At 74.9% G+C, this 18,732-nt stretch carries 17 protein-coding genes; 8 read left to right on the forward strand and 9 right to left on the reverse strand.

The genetic code is table 11. From position 1 onward, the window contains the following. Window positions 1-2: 2 nt before the first annotated feature. Together ACFPL3_RS28485 and ACFPL3_RS28490 are read right to left on the reverse strand one after the other, a co-directional pair. Complete coding sequence (locus ACFPL3_RS28485; RefSeq protein ID WP_343944589.1) at window positions 3-329, reverse strand: ArsR/SmtB family transcription factor; 327 nt, start codon at window positions 327-329, stop codon at window positions 3-5. Between the two features lie 778 nt (window positions 330-1,107). Further along, entirely contained in the window at window positions 1,108-1,911 is an 804-nt protein-coding gene (locus ACFPL3_RS28490; protein WP_343944588.1) for an IclR family transcriptional regulator, read from the reverse strand. 127 nt (window positions 1,912-2,038) lie between these two features. Between ACFPL3_RS28490 and ACFPL3_RS28495 the strand changes: the two genes are divergently transcribed. After that, entirely contained in the window at window positions 2,039-3,007 is a 969-nt protein-coding gene (locus ACFPL3_RS28495) for a LysR family transcriptional regulator (protein ID WP_343944587.1), read from the forward strand. On the opposite strand, the gene ACFPL3_RS28500 is transcribed toward ACFPL3_RS28495, so the two are convergent. Both ACFPL3_RS28500 and ACFPL3_RS28505 read right to left on the reverse strand, forming a co-directional pair. After that, on the reverse strand, window positions 2,968-3,882 hold the full coding sequence (locus ACFPL3_RS28500) for a sugar phosphate isomerase/epimerase family protein (RefSeq protein ID WP_343944586.1): 915 nt from the start codon (window positions 3,880-3,882) through the stop codon (window positions 2,968-2,970). The two genes, ACFPL3_RS28495 and ACFPL3_RS28500, sit on opposite strands and share 40 nt — an antisense overlap. Next, window positions 3,882-4,718 (reverse strand): alpha/beta fold hydrolase, encoded by an 837-nt coding sequence (locus tag ACFPL3_RS28505; RefSeq protein WP_343944585.1) that lies wholly within the window; start codon window positions 4,716-4,718, stop codon window positions 3,882-3,884. Before ACFPL3_RS28505 ends, ACFPL3_RS28500 begins: the two co-directional genes overlap by 1 nt. Window positions 4,719-4,853: 135 nt before the next feature. Here ACFPL3_RS28505 and ACFPL3_RS28510 point away from each other — a divergent pair, with 135 nt between their 5' ends. From ACFPL3_RS28510 to ACFPL3_RS28535, 6 genes are all read left to right on the forward strand, one after another. After that, window positions 4,854-5,627, forward strand: coding sequence for an SDR family NAD(P)-dependent oxidoreductase (locus ACFPL3_RS28510; protein ID WP_343944584.1), 774 nt, complete (start codon window positions 4,854-4,856; stop codon window positions 5,625-5,627). After that, the gene (locus ACFPL3_RS28515; RefSeq protein WP_343944583.1) at window positions 5,624-6,859 is read left to right on the forward strand and encodes an FAD-dependent oxidoreductase; all 1,236 of its coding nucleotides are present in this window, start codon (window positions 5,624-5,626) and stop codon (window positions 6,857-6,859) included. The genes ACFPL3_RS28510 and ACFPL3_RS28515 overlap by 4 nt, the downstream gene beginning before the upstream one ends. 112 nt (window positions 6,860-6,971) lie before the next feature. Beyond that, window positions 6,972-8,321: an MFS transporter gene (locus ACFPL3_RS28520; protein ID WP_343944582.1), complete on the forward strand. Its 1,350-nt coding sequence runs from the start codon at window positions 6,972-6,974 to the stop codon at window positions 8,319-8,321. Between the two features lie 135 nt (window positions 8,322-8,456). After that, window positions 8,457-9,482: an aldo/keto reductase gene (locus tag ACFPL3_RS28525; protein ID WP_343944581.1), complete on the forward strand. Its 1,026-nt coding sequence runs from the start codon at window positions 8,457-8,459 to the stop codon at window positions 9,480-9,482. A gap of 7 nt (window positions 9,483-9,489) precedes the next feature. Continuing rightward, window positions 9,490-9,648, forward strand: a complete 159-nt coding sequence (locus ACFPL3_RS28530) for a hypothetical protein (protein ID WP_343944580.1) — start codon at window positions 9,490-9,492, stop codon at window positions 9,646-9,648. A 24-nt stretch (window positions 9,649-9,672) separates the two neighbouring features. Then, a complete protein-coding gene (locus ACFPL3_RS28535) occupies window positions 9,673-12,393 on the forward strand; it encodes an ATP-binding protein (RefSeq protein WP_379589739.1) in 2,721 nt (906 codons plus the stop codon). Between the two features lie 27 nt (window positions 12,394-12,420). On the opposite strand, the gene ACFPL3_RS28540 is transcribed toward ACFPL3_RS28535, so the two are convergent. Continuing rightward, on the reverse strand, window positions 12,421-13,674 hold the full coding sequence (locus ACFPL3_RS28540; protein ID WP_343945489.1) for an MFS transporter: 1,254 nt from the start codon (window positions 13,672-13,674) through the stop codon (window positions 12,421-12,423). Next, entirely contained in the window at window positions 13,671-15,050 is a 1,380-nt protein-coding gene (locus tag ACFPL3_RS28545) for an alpha/beta fold hydrolase (protein WP_343945488.1), read from the reverse strand. The genes ACFPL3_RS28540 and ACFPL3_RS28545 overlap by 4 nt, the downstream gene beginning before the upstream one ends. A gap of 133 nt (window positions 15,051-15,183) precedes the next feature. On the opposite strand from ACFPL3_RS28545, the gene ACFPL3_RS28550 reads away from it, so the two are divergent. Continuing rightward, complete coding sequence (locus ACFPL3_RS28550; RefSeq protein WP_343945487.1) at window positions 15,184-16,578, forward strand: MFS transporter; 1,395 nt, start codon at window positions 15,184-15,186, stop codon at window positions 16,576-16,578. On the opposite strand, the gene ACFPL3_RS28555 is transcribed toward ACFPL3_RS28550, so the two are convergent. The 3 genes from ACFPL3_RS28555 to ACFPL3_RS28565 all read right to left on the reverse strand — a co-directional run bounded on the left by ACFPL3_RS28555 (window position 16,525) and on the right by ACFPL3_RS28565 (window position 18,646). Continuing rightward, window positions 16,525-17,382, reverse strand: a complete 858-nt coding sequence (locus ACFPL3_RS28555) for a hypothetical protein (RefSeq protein ID WP_343945486.1) — start codon at window positions 17,380-17,382, stop codon at window positions 16,525-16,527. The two genes, ACFPL3_RS28550 and ACFPL3_RS28555, sit on opposite strands and share 54 nt — an antisense overlap. Window positions 17,383-17,509: 127 nt before the next feature. Beyond that, on the reverse strand, window positions 17,510-18,097 hold the full coding sequence (locus ACFPL3_RS28560; RefSeq protein WP_343945485.1) for a DUF6239 family natural product biosynthesis protein: 588 nt from the start codon (window positions 18,095-18,097) through the stop codon (window positions 17,510-17,512). 6 nt (window positions 18,098-18,103) lie between these two features. Beyond that, window positions 18,104-18,646 (reverse strand): hypothetical protein, encoded by a 543-nt coding sequence (locus ACFPL3_RS28565; RefSeq protein ID WP_379589740.1) that lies wholly within the window; start codon window positions 18,644-18,646, stop codon window positions 18,104-18,106. Window positions 18,647-18,732: the final 86 nt, after the last annotated feature.

Below are 18,732 nucleotides of genomic sequence, written 5' to 3' on the forward strand. Positions count from 1 at the left end.
GATCAGGACGAGCGCAGATCCTCGAGCAGCTCCGCCTGACCGGACAGGACCCCGGTGAGGATCGAGCGGGCCACCGCGAGCAGCTCGGACACCCGTGGGCCGGTGAGGGAGTAGTACACGGCCGATCCCTCACGCCGCGTCGTCACCAGCCCGGCCCGGCGCAGCACCGCGAGCTGCTGGGACAGGTTCGCCGGCTCGATCTCGATCTCGCCGAGCAGCTCGGAGACGGCGTGCTCGCGCTCGCTCAGCAGCTCGAGCACCCGGATCCGCACCGGGTGGCCCAGCGTCTTGAAGAACTCGGCCTTGAGCTGGTACAGCGGCGTGCTCACCGGCGCCACCGCGCAGCGGACGCAGCCATTCCCACGAGCCCTCCGATGTCCTGCCGCCTTCAGCAGTTGCAAAGGTTAGCAAGTAGGAAATCGGCAAACTCGTGCGGGTGGGTCACGGGTGCAGGACGATCTTGCCGACGTGGCGCCTCGCGGGGTCGACGAGCACGCGACGGCACTACGCGCACCAGGACCTCACCGTCCCGCGGGACGCGCACGGGCACCCGAGAAGCACACCAGCGCGGTCGGCACGACTGCCCGGTGCTTCTGACCTCCGGGTCGTCGACTTGAGCAGCACGCCACGGCCCTCACCACGACAGCAGAGTGCGACTCGGGCGGAACATGAGCTCCGGTCGGGCCGGGTTCCGCGGAACCCGGCCGGGGCGCAGACAACCGATCTTCGTGGATGTCGATCGGTGTGCTTCGGGACCACAGGACGGTCGCGTAGGCACCCGGCAGTGACGGGCTCGTCGAGAACGGGCGTGCCCTCCAGTCGGGGACGGCCGTCCACGCCACCACGGGGTTCGGTGGTGGACCCAACCGGACCACCGCGCCGCCGGCAGCTGATCTCGCGACCGCGATGACTGCACGGCAGGCCAGGACGAGGCCCGAGAGGGCCTCGGGTGGGAGATCAACCGATCTGGTGGGCGCGCTGCGAGATGCTCGTCGTGGCCTTCCGGGCTCGTGGACGAGCACGTCTCGTCGGTGTGTGGTGCCCCTTGGTCGCGCCGAGCAGTACGCCGGCGCGGTCGCGGCGGCTCTGGAGTGCGGCTGGCGCGGATCACGCGCCGGCCGCGAAGCCGCCGTCCCGCAGGCGGCGCGACACCTGCTCCGCGGCCGCGGTGACGGCGCGCACGAGTGGCAGGAGCGGGCGGTGCGCGTGGACGACCAGGCCGATCGCCGCGGCCGTCGATCCGTCCCGGGCCGGGATCGCGGCGGCGACGGACGCGGCGCCGATCGTCATCTCCTCCTGCGAGGTGCCGACGCCGCTGATGCGGGCGCGGCGGACGGATGCGGCCAGCCTGCCGGGTTCGACGAGGGTGCGGGGCGTCCTGCGCTCGAGCCCGCGTCGCGCGAGGTCGGCGAGCAGCGTGGGCGGGGAGCCGGCGAGCAGGACCTTGCCGACGGCGGTCGCGTGCAGCGGGAGCCGCCCGCCGACATGGGTCTCGGTCGGGACGGCGCCGGGCCCGCAGACCTTGTCGATGCAGAGCGCGTCCAGGCCGTCGAGCACGGCGAGCTGGGCGGTTCCCGCGCTCACGGTGCTGAGCTCCTGGAGGGAGGGGGCGGCGGCCTCGCGGAGCTCGCGCTGCACGGCGGCGAGGTTGCCCACCCGCCACAGGCGGGTGCCGACCCGGTAGCGCCCGTCCGCGAGCCGTTCGAGGGCGCCCCACTTGACGAGCTCGACGATCAGCCTGCGCGCCGTCGACAGCGGGAGCCCGGTCGAGTCGGCGATCTCGGTGAGGGTGAGCAGCTGCCGCGTGAGGTCGAAGCACCCGAGGACGGCCAGCAGCCGGCTCGACACGGTCGGTCCCGGCTCGGCCTCGCCGGCGGGCGTGGCCCGCGTCTCGGGGAACGTCAGCGTCACCGTTGGACCTCCTCGTGCTGTGGTGCGGGCTGCAGCATCGGTCGCGCGGGCGGCACAGGGGAGTTCGATTCGTCAGGCTCCACTCCTCGATATGTTGTGCATATCGCGACTGTTCGGAGGAGATCAGTTGGAGCTGCGCCACCTGCGATACCTGGTCGAGGTGGTCCGCCACGAGCACTTCGGGCGCGCCGCCCGGGCGCTCGGGATCACCCAGCCGCCGCTCAGCCAGCAGATCCAGGCGCTGGAGGCCGAGGTCGGCGCCCCGCTGCTGGAGCGCACGCGCCACGGCGTCGAGCCGACCGCGGCGGGCGAGGCGTTCCTGGAGCACGCGCGGGCGGCGCTCGCGGAGGCTGACGCGGCGCTCGCCGCGGCCCGGCGCGTCGCCCGCGGTGAGGCCGGGACGGTGAGCGTGGCCTTCACGCCGTCGGCCGTGGACCACGTCCTGCCGCAGTTCCTCACGCCGTTGCGGCGGCGCTGGCCGGACATCGTGGTGCGGCCCGCGGAGTACACCCTGACCCTCGATGCCGTGGCAGCGCTGGTCCGCGGCGACGCGGACGCCGTGATCGGACGCCTGCCGGTCGCGTCCGCCGCGGGGCAGGCGTCGTTGCTCGCGTTGCCGCTGCAGGAGGACCGCGTCGACGTCGTGTTGCCGCGCAACCACCCGCTCGCCGGCCGGGACCGCGTGCCCGTCGCGCGCCTGCGCGACGAGTCGTTCGTGCTCACCCCGCTCGAGGAGCGCCACCCCCGGTACTGGCACGTCGCGTGCCGGGCCGCGGGCTTCGAGCCGCGGATCGCCGGGCTGGTGCACGGCGTGCACACCCTGGCGGGGGTGGTCGCCGCCGGGCTGGGGGTCGGCCTGGCGCCGCAGTCCACCCAGCGGCGGGGCACCCCGGGGGCGGTGTTCGTCCCCGTGTCCCCGGCCGTGCTCGCGCCGCCGCTCACGCTGGTGTGGCGGGCCGACGACCGCAGCGAGTCGCTCGCCCGGGTCGTCGGCACGATCCGCACCGTCCTCGGGGTCGAGGCGGAGCCGCAGGACGCCGTCGCGGTCGACCGCGCCTACGTCGCCGCCGTGCACGGCCGGGGCGGCGCGCCCTGAGGGCCCGGGGCCCAGCCCGGCGCGTCGATCGCGGTGAGGACGCGGGCGTTGTGCCGCAGCGTCTGCAGCGGGTCGCGCTCGGTGCTCAGGTCCTCGAGCGAGACCCAGCCGGTGTACCCGATCCCGTCCAGGTGCGCGAGCACGGCCGGCACGTCGACGACGCCGTCGTCCAGCGGGCTCCAGCGGGGGAGGTGGCGCCGCACGGCCCCGCGGTCGTCGGAGTCCGGCACGTACGTCGCGTTCTTGAGGTGCACGTGGTGCAGGTGGGGTCCGAGCAGCTCGGTCGCGATCCGGTGGTCCTCGAATCCCTCGAGCACCATGTTGCCGACGTCGTAGATCACGCCGACCAGGGCGGGGTCGAAGCGCGACACCAGCAGGTGGGCCAGCGACGCGCTCGGGAAGATCGTGTGCTGGTGGATCTCGAGGGCGAGCCGGACCCCGTGCTCGGCCGCGTGCGCGGCGGCGTGCTCGACGAAGCCGAGCGCCGCCTCGAACAGCTCGTGGAAGCCGGGGCCGCCGGGGGAGGGGCGGGGCCCCTGCAGCCGCACCTGCGGGGCCCCCGCGGCCGCGGCCACCTCGAACGCGCGCCGCAGGTGTGCGACGTCACCGGTGCGGACGTACGGGCTCACCCCGATGAGCTCCAGCCCGGCGTCGGCGCAGACGCGTGCGGCGCGGCGGCCCTCGGCCGGGTCGAGATCGAGCGTGGTGCGGTTGCCGACGAGGAAGGTCGAGGCCGAGCTGCCCGCCGCGTGCGGGGCGTCGCCGAGCTTGCACTCGAGGCCGCGGAAGCCGGCGTCCGCGGCCGCGCGGGCGGCCTCCTCCAGCGAGAGCGTCGGCAGCGAGATCGTGGCGTAGCCGTAGCGGATCGCTGCCATCAGCGCGCCCCTGTCCGCGGCGTGAGCGCGTCCACCCAGGCTTCCATCCGCTCGACGAGGAGGTCGGGCCGTTCCTCGTGGATCCAGTGCCCCGCCGACGGCACGGCGACCGCGGCCGAGGACGGGTGCGTGGCCTGCCCGGACTCCCACGCCGCGCGCGCCGCGAGCCGGTGCAACGACAGCACGGGTTGGGTCCGCCGGGGCAGCACCGCCTCGGCCTCGGGGCGGAACCGGATGGACGTGGCCGGGTCGAGGTTGGCCCGCAGCGTCTGCGCCACCACCCGGGCCCGGGTGGCCAGCACCCCGGCGAGGTGGAGTTCCCGCAGCGCCGCGGAGCGGGTGGCGGCGTCGATGCGGGTGCGGAACAGGTGCACGACCCGCGCCTTGACCGTCTCGTCGTCGGCGTCGCGGATGAGCGCGGCCAGGTCGGCGCGGTGCGCGGGATCGCCGCCGTAGTCGGGATCGACCAGCACGAGCGCGGACACGAGGCCGGGTTCGGCGATCGCCAGCCGGGTGGCCACGGAGGCACCCATGGAGTGGGCAAGGACCACCGACGGCCCGAGCGCGAGCTCCCTGATCAGCCCGGCGACGTCGCCCGCCATGTCGAGTGCCGTGTACCCCGCGTCGGGCGCCGAGCTCGCGCCGTGACCGCGCAGGTCCAGCGAGACGACGCGGTGCCGCCGCTCCAGCGCGGGCCGCACCCCCGACCAGGTCTGCCGGGAGCCGAGCCAGCCGTGCACCAGCACGACCGGGATCCCGCCCCGCCCGGAGTCGTCGATCTCGAGCTCCGCGGGACCGATCCCGATCCTCCTGGTCGTCGCCGTTCCGATCGTCACCGGCGCGACGCTAGGAACGCCGCACCTGCGCCACAACGCCGCGCTGCCGGTGAACGGCAGCCGGCCGTGCGGGCGGTGCCCGGGGTGTGGTCGGCTGGTCGCCCACCACCGCCGCCGCCCCGGGAGGAACTGGAGATGAAGGGCCTCGACCCGCAGGCCAGGGTTGCGATCGTGACCGGGGGCGCGGGCGCCCTCGGCGCGGCCATCGGGCAGAAGCTGCACCTCGACGGCTGCCACGTGGTGCTCGCCGACGTCGACGACGGGGCGGCGGCCGCACGCGCCGCGGAGCTCACCGCCGGGTCCGACGGGCCTGCCGTGGTGGCCGAGCACGTCGACGTCGGGGAACCGGAGTCGGTCGACGCGCTCGTCTCCCGCGTCGGCGCGGCGTTCGGCCGGATCGACGTCGTCGTGAACAACGCGGCGATCCAGCGCCGGGGCGGCATCGGCGATCTCGACGTCGAGGACTGGGACGTCGCGCACCGGGTGAACCTGCGCGGCCCGATGCTGCTGTGCCGGGCGGCCGTGGCGTACTGGGAGCGGCAGCGCTCGGGGAGCGTCGTCAACATCGCCTCGCGGGTCTGGCTGAGCGGCGGGCAACCGATCTACGTCGCGGCGAAGGCGGGGGTCGTGGGGCTCACGCGCTCGCTCGCCACGGAGCTGGGCCCGCTCGGGGTCACGGCCAACGCCGTGGCGCCGAGCTTCGTGCCCACCGACTTCACCCGGGCCGGCCGCGACGACGCCGCGTGGGAGGAGATCCTCGAGCACCACCGCGGCCTGTCGCCGCTCGGACGGATCACCGAACCCGAGGACATCGGCGACGCCGTGGCCTTCCTGGCCTCGCCGCGGGCCCGCGCGATCACCGGCGAGGTGCTGCACGTGTGCGCGGGCACGCAGCTGGCGCCCCGGTGACCGTCGACGTCGTCGTCGCCGGGGGTGGGGCCGCGGGGGTGGCGGCAGCGGTGGGCGCGGCGCGCACGGGCGCGCGGGTCCGCCTCCTGGAGCGGCACGGGTTCCTGGGCGGCACGGCGATCGCCGCGTCGGTGCTGACCTACTGCGGCTTCTTCGACGAGCGCCACCGGCCGGTCGTGGCGGGGGTCGGCCGGCAGTTCCTGGAGTACCTGGAGCGCACCGGCTCGTACCGGACGCGGATCACCCAGGAGTCCGGCAACAAGGTCGTGCTGCTCGATCCGGAGACCACCAAGGCCGCCCTCGACGACCTGCTGCTGGATCACGGCGTCGAGCTCGCGCTGCACACCACGGTGGTGGGCGTCCACGGACCGGACGAGCGTCCCGCCGCGGTCACGACCTTCCACGCCGGCACCCACGAGACGGTCGGGGCCCGCGCCTTCGTCGACTGCACCGGCGACGGGGCGCTGCTGGTGGCCGCCGGTGCCCCGGTGCGGGTGGAACCGCCGGAGCGGCGGCAGGCGAGCACGCTCGTGCTGCGGTTCGGCGGTGTGGCGCCCGACGCGGACCTCAGCACGGCCGCGCTGCGGCAGGCGGTCACGGACTACCGCGGGTGCCACGACGTCGAGCTCCCCCGGGACCACGGTTCGGTCGTGCGCCTGCCGGTGTCCGGCGAGGTGATGGTGCTGACCGTCGACCAGCACGAGGACGTGCTCACCGTCGAGGGCCGGACGCGTGCGGAGATCGCGGGCCGCAGGCTCGCCGCGCACTACCTGCGGGCCGTGCGGGCGATCCCCGGGTGGCGGGACTGCTTCCTCGCGGCCACCGGGCCGGAGATCGGGGTGCGCGAGACCCGCCACCTCGTCGGGCGCGAGCAGCTCACCGGTGCCGACGCCGCCGCGGGCAGGCGACGCCCGGACGAGGTCGTCGCGCGCGGCGGGTGGCCGATGGAGGACCACGCCGTGCCCGGGGCCACGTCGTACGGCCGGATCCGCGACGGCGGCTGGTACGACATCCCGCTCGGCAGCCTCCGGTCGCGGGACCGCGCCAACGTGTGGGCGGCGGGCCGCCTCGTCGACGCCGATCCGGCCGCCTTCAGCTCGGTGCGGGTGATGGGCACCGCGTTCGCCACCGGGCACGCCGCAGGCGTCGCAGCCGCGTTGCAGGCGGCGGGGGAGCCGGACGACCGCCGCGTCGTGCAGGAGGTGCTGCGCGCGCAGGGGGCCCTCCTGTGAGCAGCCGGCTGCCGCTGAGCGGCACCCGCGCGTGGCCTTCGGGAACGGTGCCACCGCACGATGCCCCGGCCACCCCGGGTTATCGGGCACGCGAGCGACGAGGAGGTCCACGGTGGGCGACGGGTTCGAGCCGAAAGCGGCAGGCGGGACGCGAACGGCCCGCCGGGCCGCACTCGGGAGCTTCCTGGGCAGCGTCGTCGAGTACTACGACTTCCTGATCTACGGGACCGCCGCGGCGCTGGTCTTCAACGAGGTGTTCTTCCCCGCGGTGGACCCGACGGCCGGCACCCTCGCCGCGCTCACGACGTTCGGCGTCGGCTACATCGCGCGCCCGGTCGGTGCGGTCGTCTTCGGGCACCTCGGCGACCGGCGCGGCCGCAAGGCGGTGCTGACGGCGACGCTGCTCCTGATGGGGTGCGCGACCCTCGGGATCGGGCTGCTGCCCGGCTACGACACCCTCGGCACCGCGGCGCCCGCGATCCTGATGGTGCTGCGCCTCCTGCAGGGGCTCTCGGCGGGCGGCGAGCAGGTCGGGGCGAGCCTGCTCACCATGGAGCACGCGCCGTCGCGCAAGCGCGGCTTCTACGTGAGCTGGATGCTCAACGGCACCGCCGTCGGGTCGATCTTGGGCACGCTGGCGTTCATCCCCATCTCCGCCCTCCCCGAGGAGGCGCTGCACACCTGGGGGTGGCGGCTACCGTTCCTGGCGAGCGCGATCACGGTCGTGATCGCCCTGCTGGTCCGGCGGGGGATCGAGGAGTCCCCGGAGTTCGAGGCCCGCGCGGCGCGGGCGGCTGCGGACACCGCGCCGGCGCGCCGCTTCCCGCTCGTCGACCTGGTGCGGTCGCACCCCGTCCCGACCGTCCTGGTGCTGCTCGCGTCGCTGGTGACGTGCGTGTCCCCGATGGTGCTCGTGTTCGGCCTGTCGTTCGGCACGCGCAACCCCGACCTGGACCGGACCGCCCTTCTCACCGCGATCACCGTCAGCCAGTTCGTCGCGCTCGCCTTCCACCCGCTGTTCGGCGCGCTGGCCGACCGCGTGGGGAAGAAGGTGGTGTTCGTGACCGGGTCGCTCGTGTGCGCGGTGGCGACCTTCCCCTTCGTCGGTGGCCTCGCCGCGGCGGGCACCACCGCCGTCTTCGCGATGACCGTGCTGCTGAAGGGTGTGCTGTACGCGGCGCCCAACGCGCTGTGGCCCTCCTTCTTCGCCGAGCGGTTCCCGCCCGAGGTCCGGTACACGGGCGTCGCCGTCGCCACCCAGATCGGCTTCACGCTCCAGGGCTTCACGCCCGCGATCGCGTTCGCCCTGGTCGGGGAGGGCACCGGCGGCTGGTTGCCGGTGGCGGTCTTCGTGGCCACGGTGTGCGTCGTGGCGGCCGCGGCCGCAGGGGCCTCCCGGCGCGCGAGCGACGAGCCGGCCGACCGGGCCACGGTCGGCGCCGGGGCCCGCGACCGGGCATGAGCCGGACGCCGTCAGAGCGGACTCCGTGCAGGTACGGCACTACGTAGCGGGGGTGACGGGACTTCCACCGATGCGGCCCGCCGCTCACGGGCGCGAACCTCGCGTCGTACGTTCCCTTCCACGACAGGAGCAGCCATGGAGTACCGGCCGCTGGGTTGCACCGGCATCTCGGTCAGCGAGCTGTGCCTCGGCGCGATGATGTTCGGCGCCGCGGGCAACCCCGACCACGACGAGTCGATCCGGATCATCCACCGGGCGCTCGACGCCGGGATCAACCTCATCGACACGGCCGACGTGTACTCGTTCGGCGAGTCGGAGGAGATCGTCGGAAAGGCGCTGGCCGGCGGGCTGCGCGACGACGTCGTGCTCGCCACCAAGGTCGGCCTGCCGTGGGACGACCGGCCGGGCCACGGCGGGGCCTCCCGCCGGTGGATCATGCGGTCCGTCGAGGCCTCGCTGCGGCGGCTGGGCACCGACTGGATCGACCTCTACCAGATCCACCGCCTCGACCCCGCCACCGATCTCGAGGAGACCCTGGGCGCGCTCACCGACCTGCGGGCCCAGGGCAAGATCCGCGCCTTCGGGGCGTCGACCGTGCCCGCGTCCGGGATCGTCGAGGCGCAGTGGGTGGCGGAGCGCCGCGGCCTCGGGCGGTTCCGCACCGAGCAGCCGCCGTACAACATCCTGACCCGCGAGGTCGAGTCGGACGTCCTGCCCACCGCCCAGCGGTACGGGATGGGCGTGCTGACCTACAGCCCGCTGGCGATGGGCTGGCTCACCGGCCGCTACCGCGCGGGGATGCAGGCACCGGACAGCGGGCGCGCGCACATCTTCCCCGGCCGGTTCGACCCGTCGCTGCCCGCCAACCGGCGCAAGCTCGACGCCGTCGAGGCGCTCGCCGTGCTCGCCGAGGAGAACGGCCTCTCGCTGATCGAGATGGCGATCGCGTTCGTGATCCGCCACCCCGCCGTCACCAGCTCGATCATCGGCCCGCGCACCATGGAGCACCTCGAGTCCCAGCTCGCGGCGGCCGACGTCACCCTGTCCACCGAGGTGCTGGACCGCATCGACGAGATCGTCCCGCCCGGCGTCACGCTCAACCCGGAGGCGGACAACATGTCGCACTCCACCGCGCTGGAGGCCGCGAACCGGCGGCGCTGAGGGCTACGTGGTCGGACCCACGGGTTCTGCACCGTCCTCGGGCCCTCTCCGCGAGCGCGGTGTCCGCGGCACCGTCGCCGACCACGTGCGGCTGTCGGGCGACCGCACCGGCGCGCTGCCGGCCGCCGACGCCGTCCCGCTGCTCGTGGCTCTCGGTGGGAAGTAGGCTTCCGCGCGGGAGGATCAGGTCGTGCTGTTGGGTCGCAGCGCCGAGTGCGCCGCCGTCGACCGGCTGCTCGCCCGGGCCCGGGACGGCCGCAGCGGCGCGCTGGTCGTGCACGGCGAGGCGGGCATCGGCAAGACCGCCCTGCTGGAACACGCCCGTGCTGCCGCGTCCGGGTTCCGGGTGCAGCGGGTGGAGGGCGTCGAGGCCGAGATGCCGTTCGCCTTCGCGGCGCTGCACCAGCTGTGCGCCCCCTTCCTGGATCGGCTCACCGCCCTGCCCGCTCCCCAGCAGGCCGCGCTCGGCGTGGCGCTCGGGCAGGTCGGCGGCGAGCCGCCGGACCGGTTCCTCGTCGGGCTGGCCACCCTCGGGCTGCTCGCCGAGGCCGCCACCGATGGGCCCCTGCTGTGCCTGGTCGACGACGCCCAGTGGCTGGACCCGGCCTCCGCACAGACCCTCGCCTTCGTCGCGCGCCGCATCGAGGCCGAGCGCCTGGCCCTGGTCGTCGCCCGGCGCGACGGCGTCCCCGGCGGCGGCGAGGCGTTCGCCGGGGTGCCGCACGTGGCGCTGCAGCGGCTCGGCCTGGCCGACGCGCGGCGGCTGCTCGCCGAGGCGGTCCCCGCGCCGCTGGACGAGCGGGTGCACGACCGGATCCTCGCCGAGGCCCGCGGCAACCCCCTCGCCCTGCGGGAGCTGGCGCGCAGCACCCGGCAGGTGCGCACGGCCGCGCTGGCAGCCGGCTTCGGGCTGGCCGACGCGGTGAGCGTCCCGGACCGGGTCGAGGAGAGCTTCCGGCAGCGGTCCGAGAGCCTGCCCCCCGCGAGCCGGTTGCTGCTGCTCGTGGCGGCCGCCGACCCGACCGGGGACACCGCGCTGCTGGTACGCGCCGCCGCCGACCTCGGCGTCGACGCCGACGTGGCCGCACCCGCGGAGGAGGCCGGGCTGATCGAGGTCGGTGCCCAGGTCCGGTTCCCGCACCCGCTGGCCCGCTCGGCGGTCTACCGGGCGGCGGCGCCGCCCGACCGGCGCCGGGTCCACCGCGCGCTGGCCGCGGCGACCGACCCGAACGCCGAGCCCGACCGCCACGCGTGGCACCGGGCGCAGAGCGTGCTCGGCACGGACGAGGCGGCGGCCGTCGAGCTGGAACGGTCGGCGGACCGGGCGCGGACCCGCGGTGGGCTCGCCTCGGCCGCCTCCTTCCTGGAACGGGCGGCCGCCCTCTCGCCCGAGCCGGCCGACCGGGCCCGTCGGGCGCTGGACGCCGCGTCCGCGATGCAAGGGGCCGGTGACCCCGAGGCGGCGTCCGACCTGCTCGCGGTGGCCGAGGCGGGCCCGCTGGACGCGCGGCAGGCGGCGCGGCTCGGTCTGCTGCGCGGCCAGGTGGCGTTCCACACCACCCGCGGGCAGGACGTGCCGGCGATGTTGCTCGCGGCCGCGCGGGAGCTCGCCCCGCTCGACGCCGCGCTGTCCCGGGAGGCCCACCTCCAGGCGCTCGAGGCGTCGATCATGGCCGGTGGGCCGCGGACCCTCGAGGTGGCCGAGGCCGCCCGGTCGGCGCCCGGCGCTCCGGACCCGCCCCGCCCCGTCGACGTCCTGCTCGACGGCCTGGGCACCCACCTGCGCGACGGGTACGAGGCCGGCGTGCCCGGTCTCCGCCGGGCGCTGGAGGTCTTCCTCGGCCCGACGCCGGGCGCCGGCGACCTGCGCTGGCTGTGGCTGGCCTCCCACTCCGCGATGGCGCTGTGGGACGACGCGGCGGCCGCGCGCCTCGCGGACCGCCACCTCCGGCTCGCCCGCGACTCGGGTGCGCTGGCCACCCTGCCGTTCGCCCTGACCTTCCACGCCACCGTGCTCGGGCACGCGGGCGAGCTCGGGCGGGTGGCCGAGCTGGTCGTGGAGACCGATGCGATCACGCGGGCGACCGGGGCGGCACCGCTGCCCCACGCCCGGCTCCTGCTCGCCGCGTGGCGGGGCGACCGCGCCGAGGCGGCCACGCTCCACACCGCCGCACTGCGGGACGCGGCCGAGCGGGGCGAGGGCACCGCGGTCACCATCGCGGACCAGAACCTCGCGATCCTGCACAACGGGCTGGGCGGCTACGCCGCCGCGCTCGACGCCGCCGAGCGCGTGCGGGGGTCAGGGGAGCTGGTGCTCAGCACGTTCATCCTGCCCGAGCTGATCGAGGCGGCCGTCCGCGCCGGTGCGCCGGAGCGCGCCGAGGCCGCGCTGGCGGACCTGCGCACCCCGGCTCGCGCGACCGGCACCCGCTGGGCCCTCGGCCTCGAAGCGCGCTCCCGCGCGCTGACCAGCACCGGAGCGGCCGCCGAGGCGGCGCACCGCGAGGCGGTCGAGCACCTCGGCCACACCGGGATGGCGGCCCACCTCGCCCGCGCCCACCTGGTCTACGGTGAGTGGCTGCGCCGCGAAGGCCGCCGCCGCGACGCCCGCGACGAGCTCCGCACCGCACACGACCAGCTCACGGCGATCGGCGCGGACGGGTTCGCCGCGCGCGCCGCCCGCGAGCTGCGTGCCACCGGCGACCAGCCGCGCGAACGGACCGACAGCGCCGCGGCCGGCCTCACCGAGCACGAGCTGCACATCGCCCGCCTGGTCGCCACCGGCGCCACCTCCAAGGAGATCGGCGCCCAGCTCTTCCTGAGCCCGCGGACGATCGAGACCCACCTGCGCAACATCTACCGCAAGCTCGGCATCGGCTCCCGGCGCGAGCTGCGGACCATTCAGCTCTGACAGCCGGGCCCGGAGGGCGGGGACGGCTCACGGCGCCACCTCCTCCGCGACCGGGGGCCGCACCGCGTCGCGCTCCGGGCGGGCGAACCACCAGAAGAGGAGCCCGCCGACGGTCTGCACGGCGCCGAACACGAGGAAGGCGAGGTCGTAGCCGCCCGCCGCGTCGCCCCGGGTGTCGAGGATGACGCCCGCGGCGAGCGGGCTCACGATGCCCGCGACCCCGGACGCCGCCGTGAGCACGGCGAGCGCGTTGCCGAGCGTGGAGGGGGGCACGAGGCTGCCGATCATCGGGTAGGTCACGGTGTTCACCGTGACCGACAGGCCGTAGGCCAGCACGACGACGGCCACCGCCGCCACCGGCGCGTCCACCGCGGGCAGCAGCATCAGCAGTACGCCGGCGAGGGTCAGGCAGACCCCGCCCACCAGCCCCCGGGCGGCGCGGGCGGTGCGGCCGGTGCGCAGCATCCGGTCGCCCACCGTGCCGACCGCGAAGAGCGCGAGCACGCCCATCACGCTCGGCAGCGCGAACAGGGTGCCCGCGGTGGTCTGCGAGAAGCCGAGGCCGGCCTGGAAGTAGGAGGGCAGCCAGGTGAAGACCACGGCGGCGAGGGCGCCCTGGCAGAAGGTGGCGGCGAGGCAGGCCAGCATCGTGGGGTTGCGCAGCATGAGGCGCCAGTCCGGGCGCACGCGCTCGGCCGCGGGAGCCTGCGCCTCGGGGCCCATCCGGCCCACGGCCAGCCAGATCGCGCACCAGAGCAGGGCCACCACGCCCACGGCCACGAACCCGGCCCGCCACCCGAGGTGCACCACGAGCAGCGTCACCAGCGGCAGCAGCGCGATCTTGGCGAACGAGGAGCCGCTGGTGATCACGGCGGCGGGCAGCCCGCGGCGCCGGGCCGGGAACCACGAGTACGTCGCGGTGTAGGCCAGCGGAACGGCGGGGCCCTCCGCGGCGCCCACCACCAGGCGGCTGACCACCAGCAACCCGGCCGTGCCCGCGAGCGCCGCCGGTGCCTGCCCGACCGCCCACAGCAGACCGCAGACCAGCAGGCCCCACCGCGGTCCCACCGCGCGCGGGGCGAGCCCGACCACCAGGCAGGTCACGACGTTGAGCACGTACGACGCGCTGCCGACCGCCCCGTAGGCGGTGGAGGAGATGCCGAGCTCCTGGGTCAGCGGCTGGGCGACCAGGCCGACGAGCGCCTTGTCGAGGAACACGACCACCGCGGCGCCGGCGGCGGCGAGGGTCACCGCCCAGCCCTGCAGGCGGGTGGCGCTCACCAGGTGTCCCAGTGCACGAAGTCGCGGTGGGCGGCGCGCGGACCGGGGCGGAACCGGGTGCCGATCGTGTGGGCGACCGGGGTGAGCGCCACCTGCACGACGGTGTCGAACGGGATCCCGAGCACGTCGGCCATCTCGCGTTCACAGCTCAGGTGCGCGGTCGTCCAGGCCGTGCCCAGCCCGCGCTCGCGCGCGGCCAGCATGAAGCTCCAGAACGCCGGGATCACCGAACCCCAGGCGCCGGCCTGGCCGCGGATCGAGTCGAGCTCGCCGCGGTCGGTCACGCGCAGCGTCGGGATCAGCAGCAGCGGGACCTCGTGCAGGAACCGGTCGAGGTGGTCGAGGCTCTCCGCGACGCGGGCCCACTCCTGCGAGTCGAAGCCCATGCGCGTGGGCGCCTCGCCGGACCCGCCCGCCCGGAACGGGGTGCGCAGCCCCCGGCGCCAGACGTCGGCCACCGCGGCGCGCCGGTCGGGGTCGGAGACCACGACGAAGTCCCAGCGCTGCCGGTTGCGGCCGGTCGGGGCCTGGACGGCGATGCGGACGCACTCGTCGACGAGCTCGCGCGGCACCGGGCGGGTCAGGTCGAGCCGCTTGCGGACGGCACGGGTGGTCGTGAGCACCTCGTCGGCGCTCAACCCGAGCCTCGGGCCGGGCTCGGGGACGTGGTCGGCGATCCACTCGTCCAGCCTGCGCAGGAAACCGTCCGGGTCCTCGCGGAACCAGGAGTGCCCCGACCCGGGGACGGTCTCGACGGTGAGGCCCCGCGCGCGCAGCTCCCGGGCGTGGTCCGGGGTGATGTACTGGCTGGGGTCCGCGGCGAGGACCAGCGACGGCCGGGTGGCCGACTCGGGGGAGTGGTCGTACCCGGCGCCGGTGGCCAGGCCCGGCACGACGGCCGGGTCGGCGCGCCACATCGAGTCCCACCGCAGATCCACGTCCTCGTCGGACCAACGGGAGCCCAGGGTGGCCCGCAGCTGTTCGGGGTCGGTCCAGCCGAGCCAGCTCGTCCACTCGGCCCGGAACGCGACGTCCTGCTCGGCGCTCATCCGCCAGGCGGGGTCGAGGTGGACGAGGCTGCCGACGTCCAGAGCGCGTTCTGCGACGGCCAGCGCGAGGCCGCCCAGCGAGTGGCCGACCGCGAGGTCGATGCGCTCGCCGGCGAACGTGTCGACCAGGTCCAGCGACCAGTCGAGGATCGAGTAGCGCCCGCGCGGGCCGGCGCCGTGGCCGCGCAGGTCGGGGACGAGTACCCGGAACCCGCGGGCGACGAGCGCCGGCACCAGGTGGTGCCAGCAGCGGCCGTCGCTGAACAGACCGTGAACCAGCAGGGCCGTCCGGGCGCCGGTGCCGGTTCGCTCCACGTGCAGGTGCATGGTCGCAGCCTGGTCCCCGACCACCCGCGCGGCCGAGGTCGCGCTGCCGCCCAATGGCAGCGGCTGGTGGAACACCGGCCGAACGGGGTGACAGCGTCCGTCCTCCTGCCACCTCGAGGACGAGGAGCCCGTCATGAGCACGGACGTAGACACCCCGCACGATTCCGACGGCGCCGGTGCGCGCCGGGCGGCCCAGGCGGCCTTCCTGGGCGGCACCCTCGAGTACTACGACTTCGGGATCTTCCTCACCGCGTCGTCTCTGGTCTTCAACAAGATCATGTTCTCGGGGGACGCGACGAGCGCCACGCTGCTCAGCCTCATGACGTTCGGCCTCGCGTACGTGGCCCGGCCGCTCGGCGGGGTGGTGCTGGGCGACCTCGGTGACCGCTTCGGCCGCAAGCGGATCCTGCTGGCGACGTTGCTGCTCATGGGCGGGGCCACGTTCCTCGTCGGCTGCCTGCCGACGTACGCGACCGCGGGCGTGCTCGCGCCGGTGTTGCTGATCGTCCTGCGGCTCCTGCAGGGCATCTCCGCGGGCGGTGAGATCGCCGGTTCCAGCGTGCTCGTCGTCGAACACGCCCCGCCCGACCGCCGCGGCTTCTACGGTTCGTGGGCGATCAACGGGCCGATCGCCGGCTTCGTGCTGTCCAGCCTGGTCTTCGTCGGCGTCGCGGCCATGCCGGAGGACGCGCTGCTGAGCTGGGGCTGGCGGGTGCCGTTCTGGGCGAGCGTGGTGGTGCTGGCCGTGGCCTACCTGGTGCGGCGCACGATCGAGGAGCCGGAGGTGTTCGTCCGCGAGGTGGCGCAGGCGAGCAGCGACCCGGAGGCGCGCACGCCGCCGGTGTGGCAGCTGCTGCGTCACCACGCCCCCGCGGTGCCCCGCCTGGCCGCGTGCGCCCTGTTCACCACGGTCAACACGATCGTCGCGGTCTTCGGGCTCACCTACGCGACGGGCACGGTGGGGCTGTCGCCGTCGCTGATGCTGGGGGTCTCCGTCGTGGCCAACGTGCTGGCGATCCCGGTGCAGACCCTCGCCGGGATGCTGTCGGACCGCGTCGGCCGCCGGCCGGTGATGATCGTGGGCTGCCTCGGCTGCGCAGCGGGCACCTCCGGCTACTTCGCCGCGATCACCACGCAGCACCCGGTCCTGATCTTCGCGGCCGCCATCGTGCTGACCAGCGGGTTCTATTCGCTCGCCAACGGCGTGTACCCGGCCTTCTTCGTGGAGATGTTCGCGACGCGGGTGCGCTACACCGGCACCGCCATGGGGCTGCAGATCAGCCAGCTCGTGGCGGGCTTCGCCCCGGCCGTCGCACTGGCGCTGGCCGGGGGCGAGGCCACGCACTGGGCACCCGCCGCGGTGCTCACCGCGGTGGTGTGCGGGATCTCGGTGCTCGCGATCCTCTCCGCCCGGGAGACCGCCCGCACGCCCCTGCGGGCGCTGGAGCAACGGGACCGGGGCCGCCCCGCCTGGTCAGGCGTTCCACGGCATGACGGGCCACCACATCACTCCGGCCCTGGCCGGTAGCCGCACCGCCCAATAGACGATCAGAAACGCTCCGACCAGCACGAACGACGCGGCGGCGACCCGTGCTGCTCGACCGGGAGCCCCGTTCATCCAGGCGGTGATCCGGCCGCGGGTGACGAGGAGGACCAGGGCGTACAGCAGCACCACACCGACCACGTTCCCCAGCGACTGCAGGGCGAAGGTCGCGAACCCGAGCAACGAGTCGCCGGTCTGCACCGCGTACGAGTAGAGGTGCCGAAACGGCGGGTAGGGCCGTCCCACGAGGAACAGGCCGACGAGGCCGCCGAGCATGGCGTGCTCGGTCCACGGGCGCCGGGCGAACAGGCCGGCCAAGGGGTTGCGGACGTACTCGGCGTAGGCGAGCCCGCGCCACAGCATGATCGCGCCGAGGAGGCCGAACACCACCGCCGCCTGGACCAGCCTGTCGAGGCGGTCGGGTGAGAGCTGGGCCGACACGTCGCCGAGGTGGACTCCGACAGCCCCGTAGACCCCGCCGACCAGCACGGCGCCCGCGACGAGGGCCACGGCGGGCCACACGGCCGCGGCCCGATCCCCGCCGCGTGCCGTGACCGGAGCGAGAGCGCTGAACACCGCCACGTTGCACGCGGTGAACATGCCCGCCGCTCCGGTGACCAGTGCGAACAGCAAGGCCGATCCGGCGCCTACGAGGGGAGCTTCGGCGAGGTCGGGGCCGAGGATCGGGCCCGCGAGTCCTTCCGCGATCACCTCGTCGACGAGCGTGGGTGACCAGAGCACTGCCATTGCTACGCCGAGGATGCCTGCCACCACCACGACGCGCGCCATCCGTGCCCTGCCTGCGACGAGTGTGGCTGACCCGTCCGTCGGTGTGGTCGGCATTGCCGATGTGCTCATCTCTGTCCTTCCGGTGCCGTCGGGTGGGCGGAGGTGGTCGACCGGTCGATCGCCCTGTTCATGCCGGCAGCGCCGAGAGCGCCGCCGCGGTGGTGGCGCCGAGCACGACGTGTGCGAGCGCCCAGCTGGAGACGACTCTCAGTGCGGCACCCGGGCCGGTGCGCGGGTGCCACAGCGGAACCCAGACCATGCCTGCGATCCCGACGAAGAGTCCGGCGGTGACGGCGGAGGACGGTTCACCGGCCGGAGGTGTGCCTGACGCCCCGATCAGCACCGCGACGGCTGCGGCCAGAGCGGCGACCACGAGAGGCGGAGCCAGCAGCTGCGCCGGGCGCAGTCGGCCGCTGCCGCCCGATGTCGCGAGCGCGCGGGTTGCGGCGACCGCGGTGGCGGTGCCGAGCACCAGCACGCCGACCAACGGTCGCGGCAGCACGGTGTCGGGCGCCAGCAGCAGAACCAGCAGGCCGGTGCCGAGCGCGAACGCCCCCACGACGGGGTCCAACGGCCGGATCTGCGCGGGCACAACGGTGCGCAACAGAGCCGCACCCGTCACCACAACCGCGCCGCCGATCAGCGGCAGCCACAACCAGTGGGCGGGCGCGAGTACCGGGATCTCCAGACCGTGGTCGTGCTGAGCGGGATGCACCGCGCCTCAGCCTCCGGCGAACGCGAAGCGCGGGCGAGTGGCGCACCCGCATGCGGGCTCCGCCGTCGCCATGGGGCGGTACCTGCGGTGCAACACCATCGCGACGACCATCGGAACGGTGACCACCGTGTTGTAGAACAGGTGCAGCTCGACGCGTGGGATGATCAGCTGCGCGACGCTGGTCGGCGCGCTTGCGCCGAGCAGGTACGCCCCGGTACTCGCCTGCACGAGCAGCAGGAGATGTTCCACGTGGTGCCAGGCCTGGATCCACATCGCCGCGTTCCACCAGGTACGCGACGTCCCGGTGAACGCGTGCCGCAGCACCACGAGGCCGCCGAGCATGATGACCGCGTAGCCGTAATGCATCCACTCGGAGCTGACCAGCCACGGCCACACGAGCCCGAGCGCCCCACCCGCGGCCGGTCGGGACCAGCCGAACGCGTAGATCTGGAACGCCTGAGCGAGGTGTTCGGCCCAGTGGGCGACCACGATCGCGGCGAACAGCAGCAGTGCGACGCGGTGGTGGCGGGCGTTGAGGGCGGCGACCACGGTGCTTCCGTTCGGCGGCGCCGCCCCGTCCGGGGCCGACGGTGGTGGGGGTACGGGCATCTCGGACCTCCGGGATCGGGCGGACC

The sequence above is a fragment of the Pseudonocardia zijingensis genome, from assembly GCF_042657305.1.
Lineage (GTDB): Bacteria > Actinomycetota > Actinomycetes > Mycobacteriales > Pseudonocardiaceae > Pseudonocardia > Pseudonocardia zijingensis.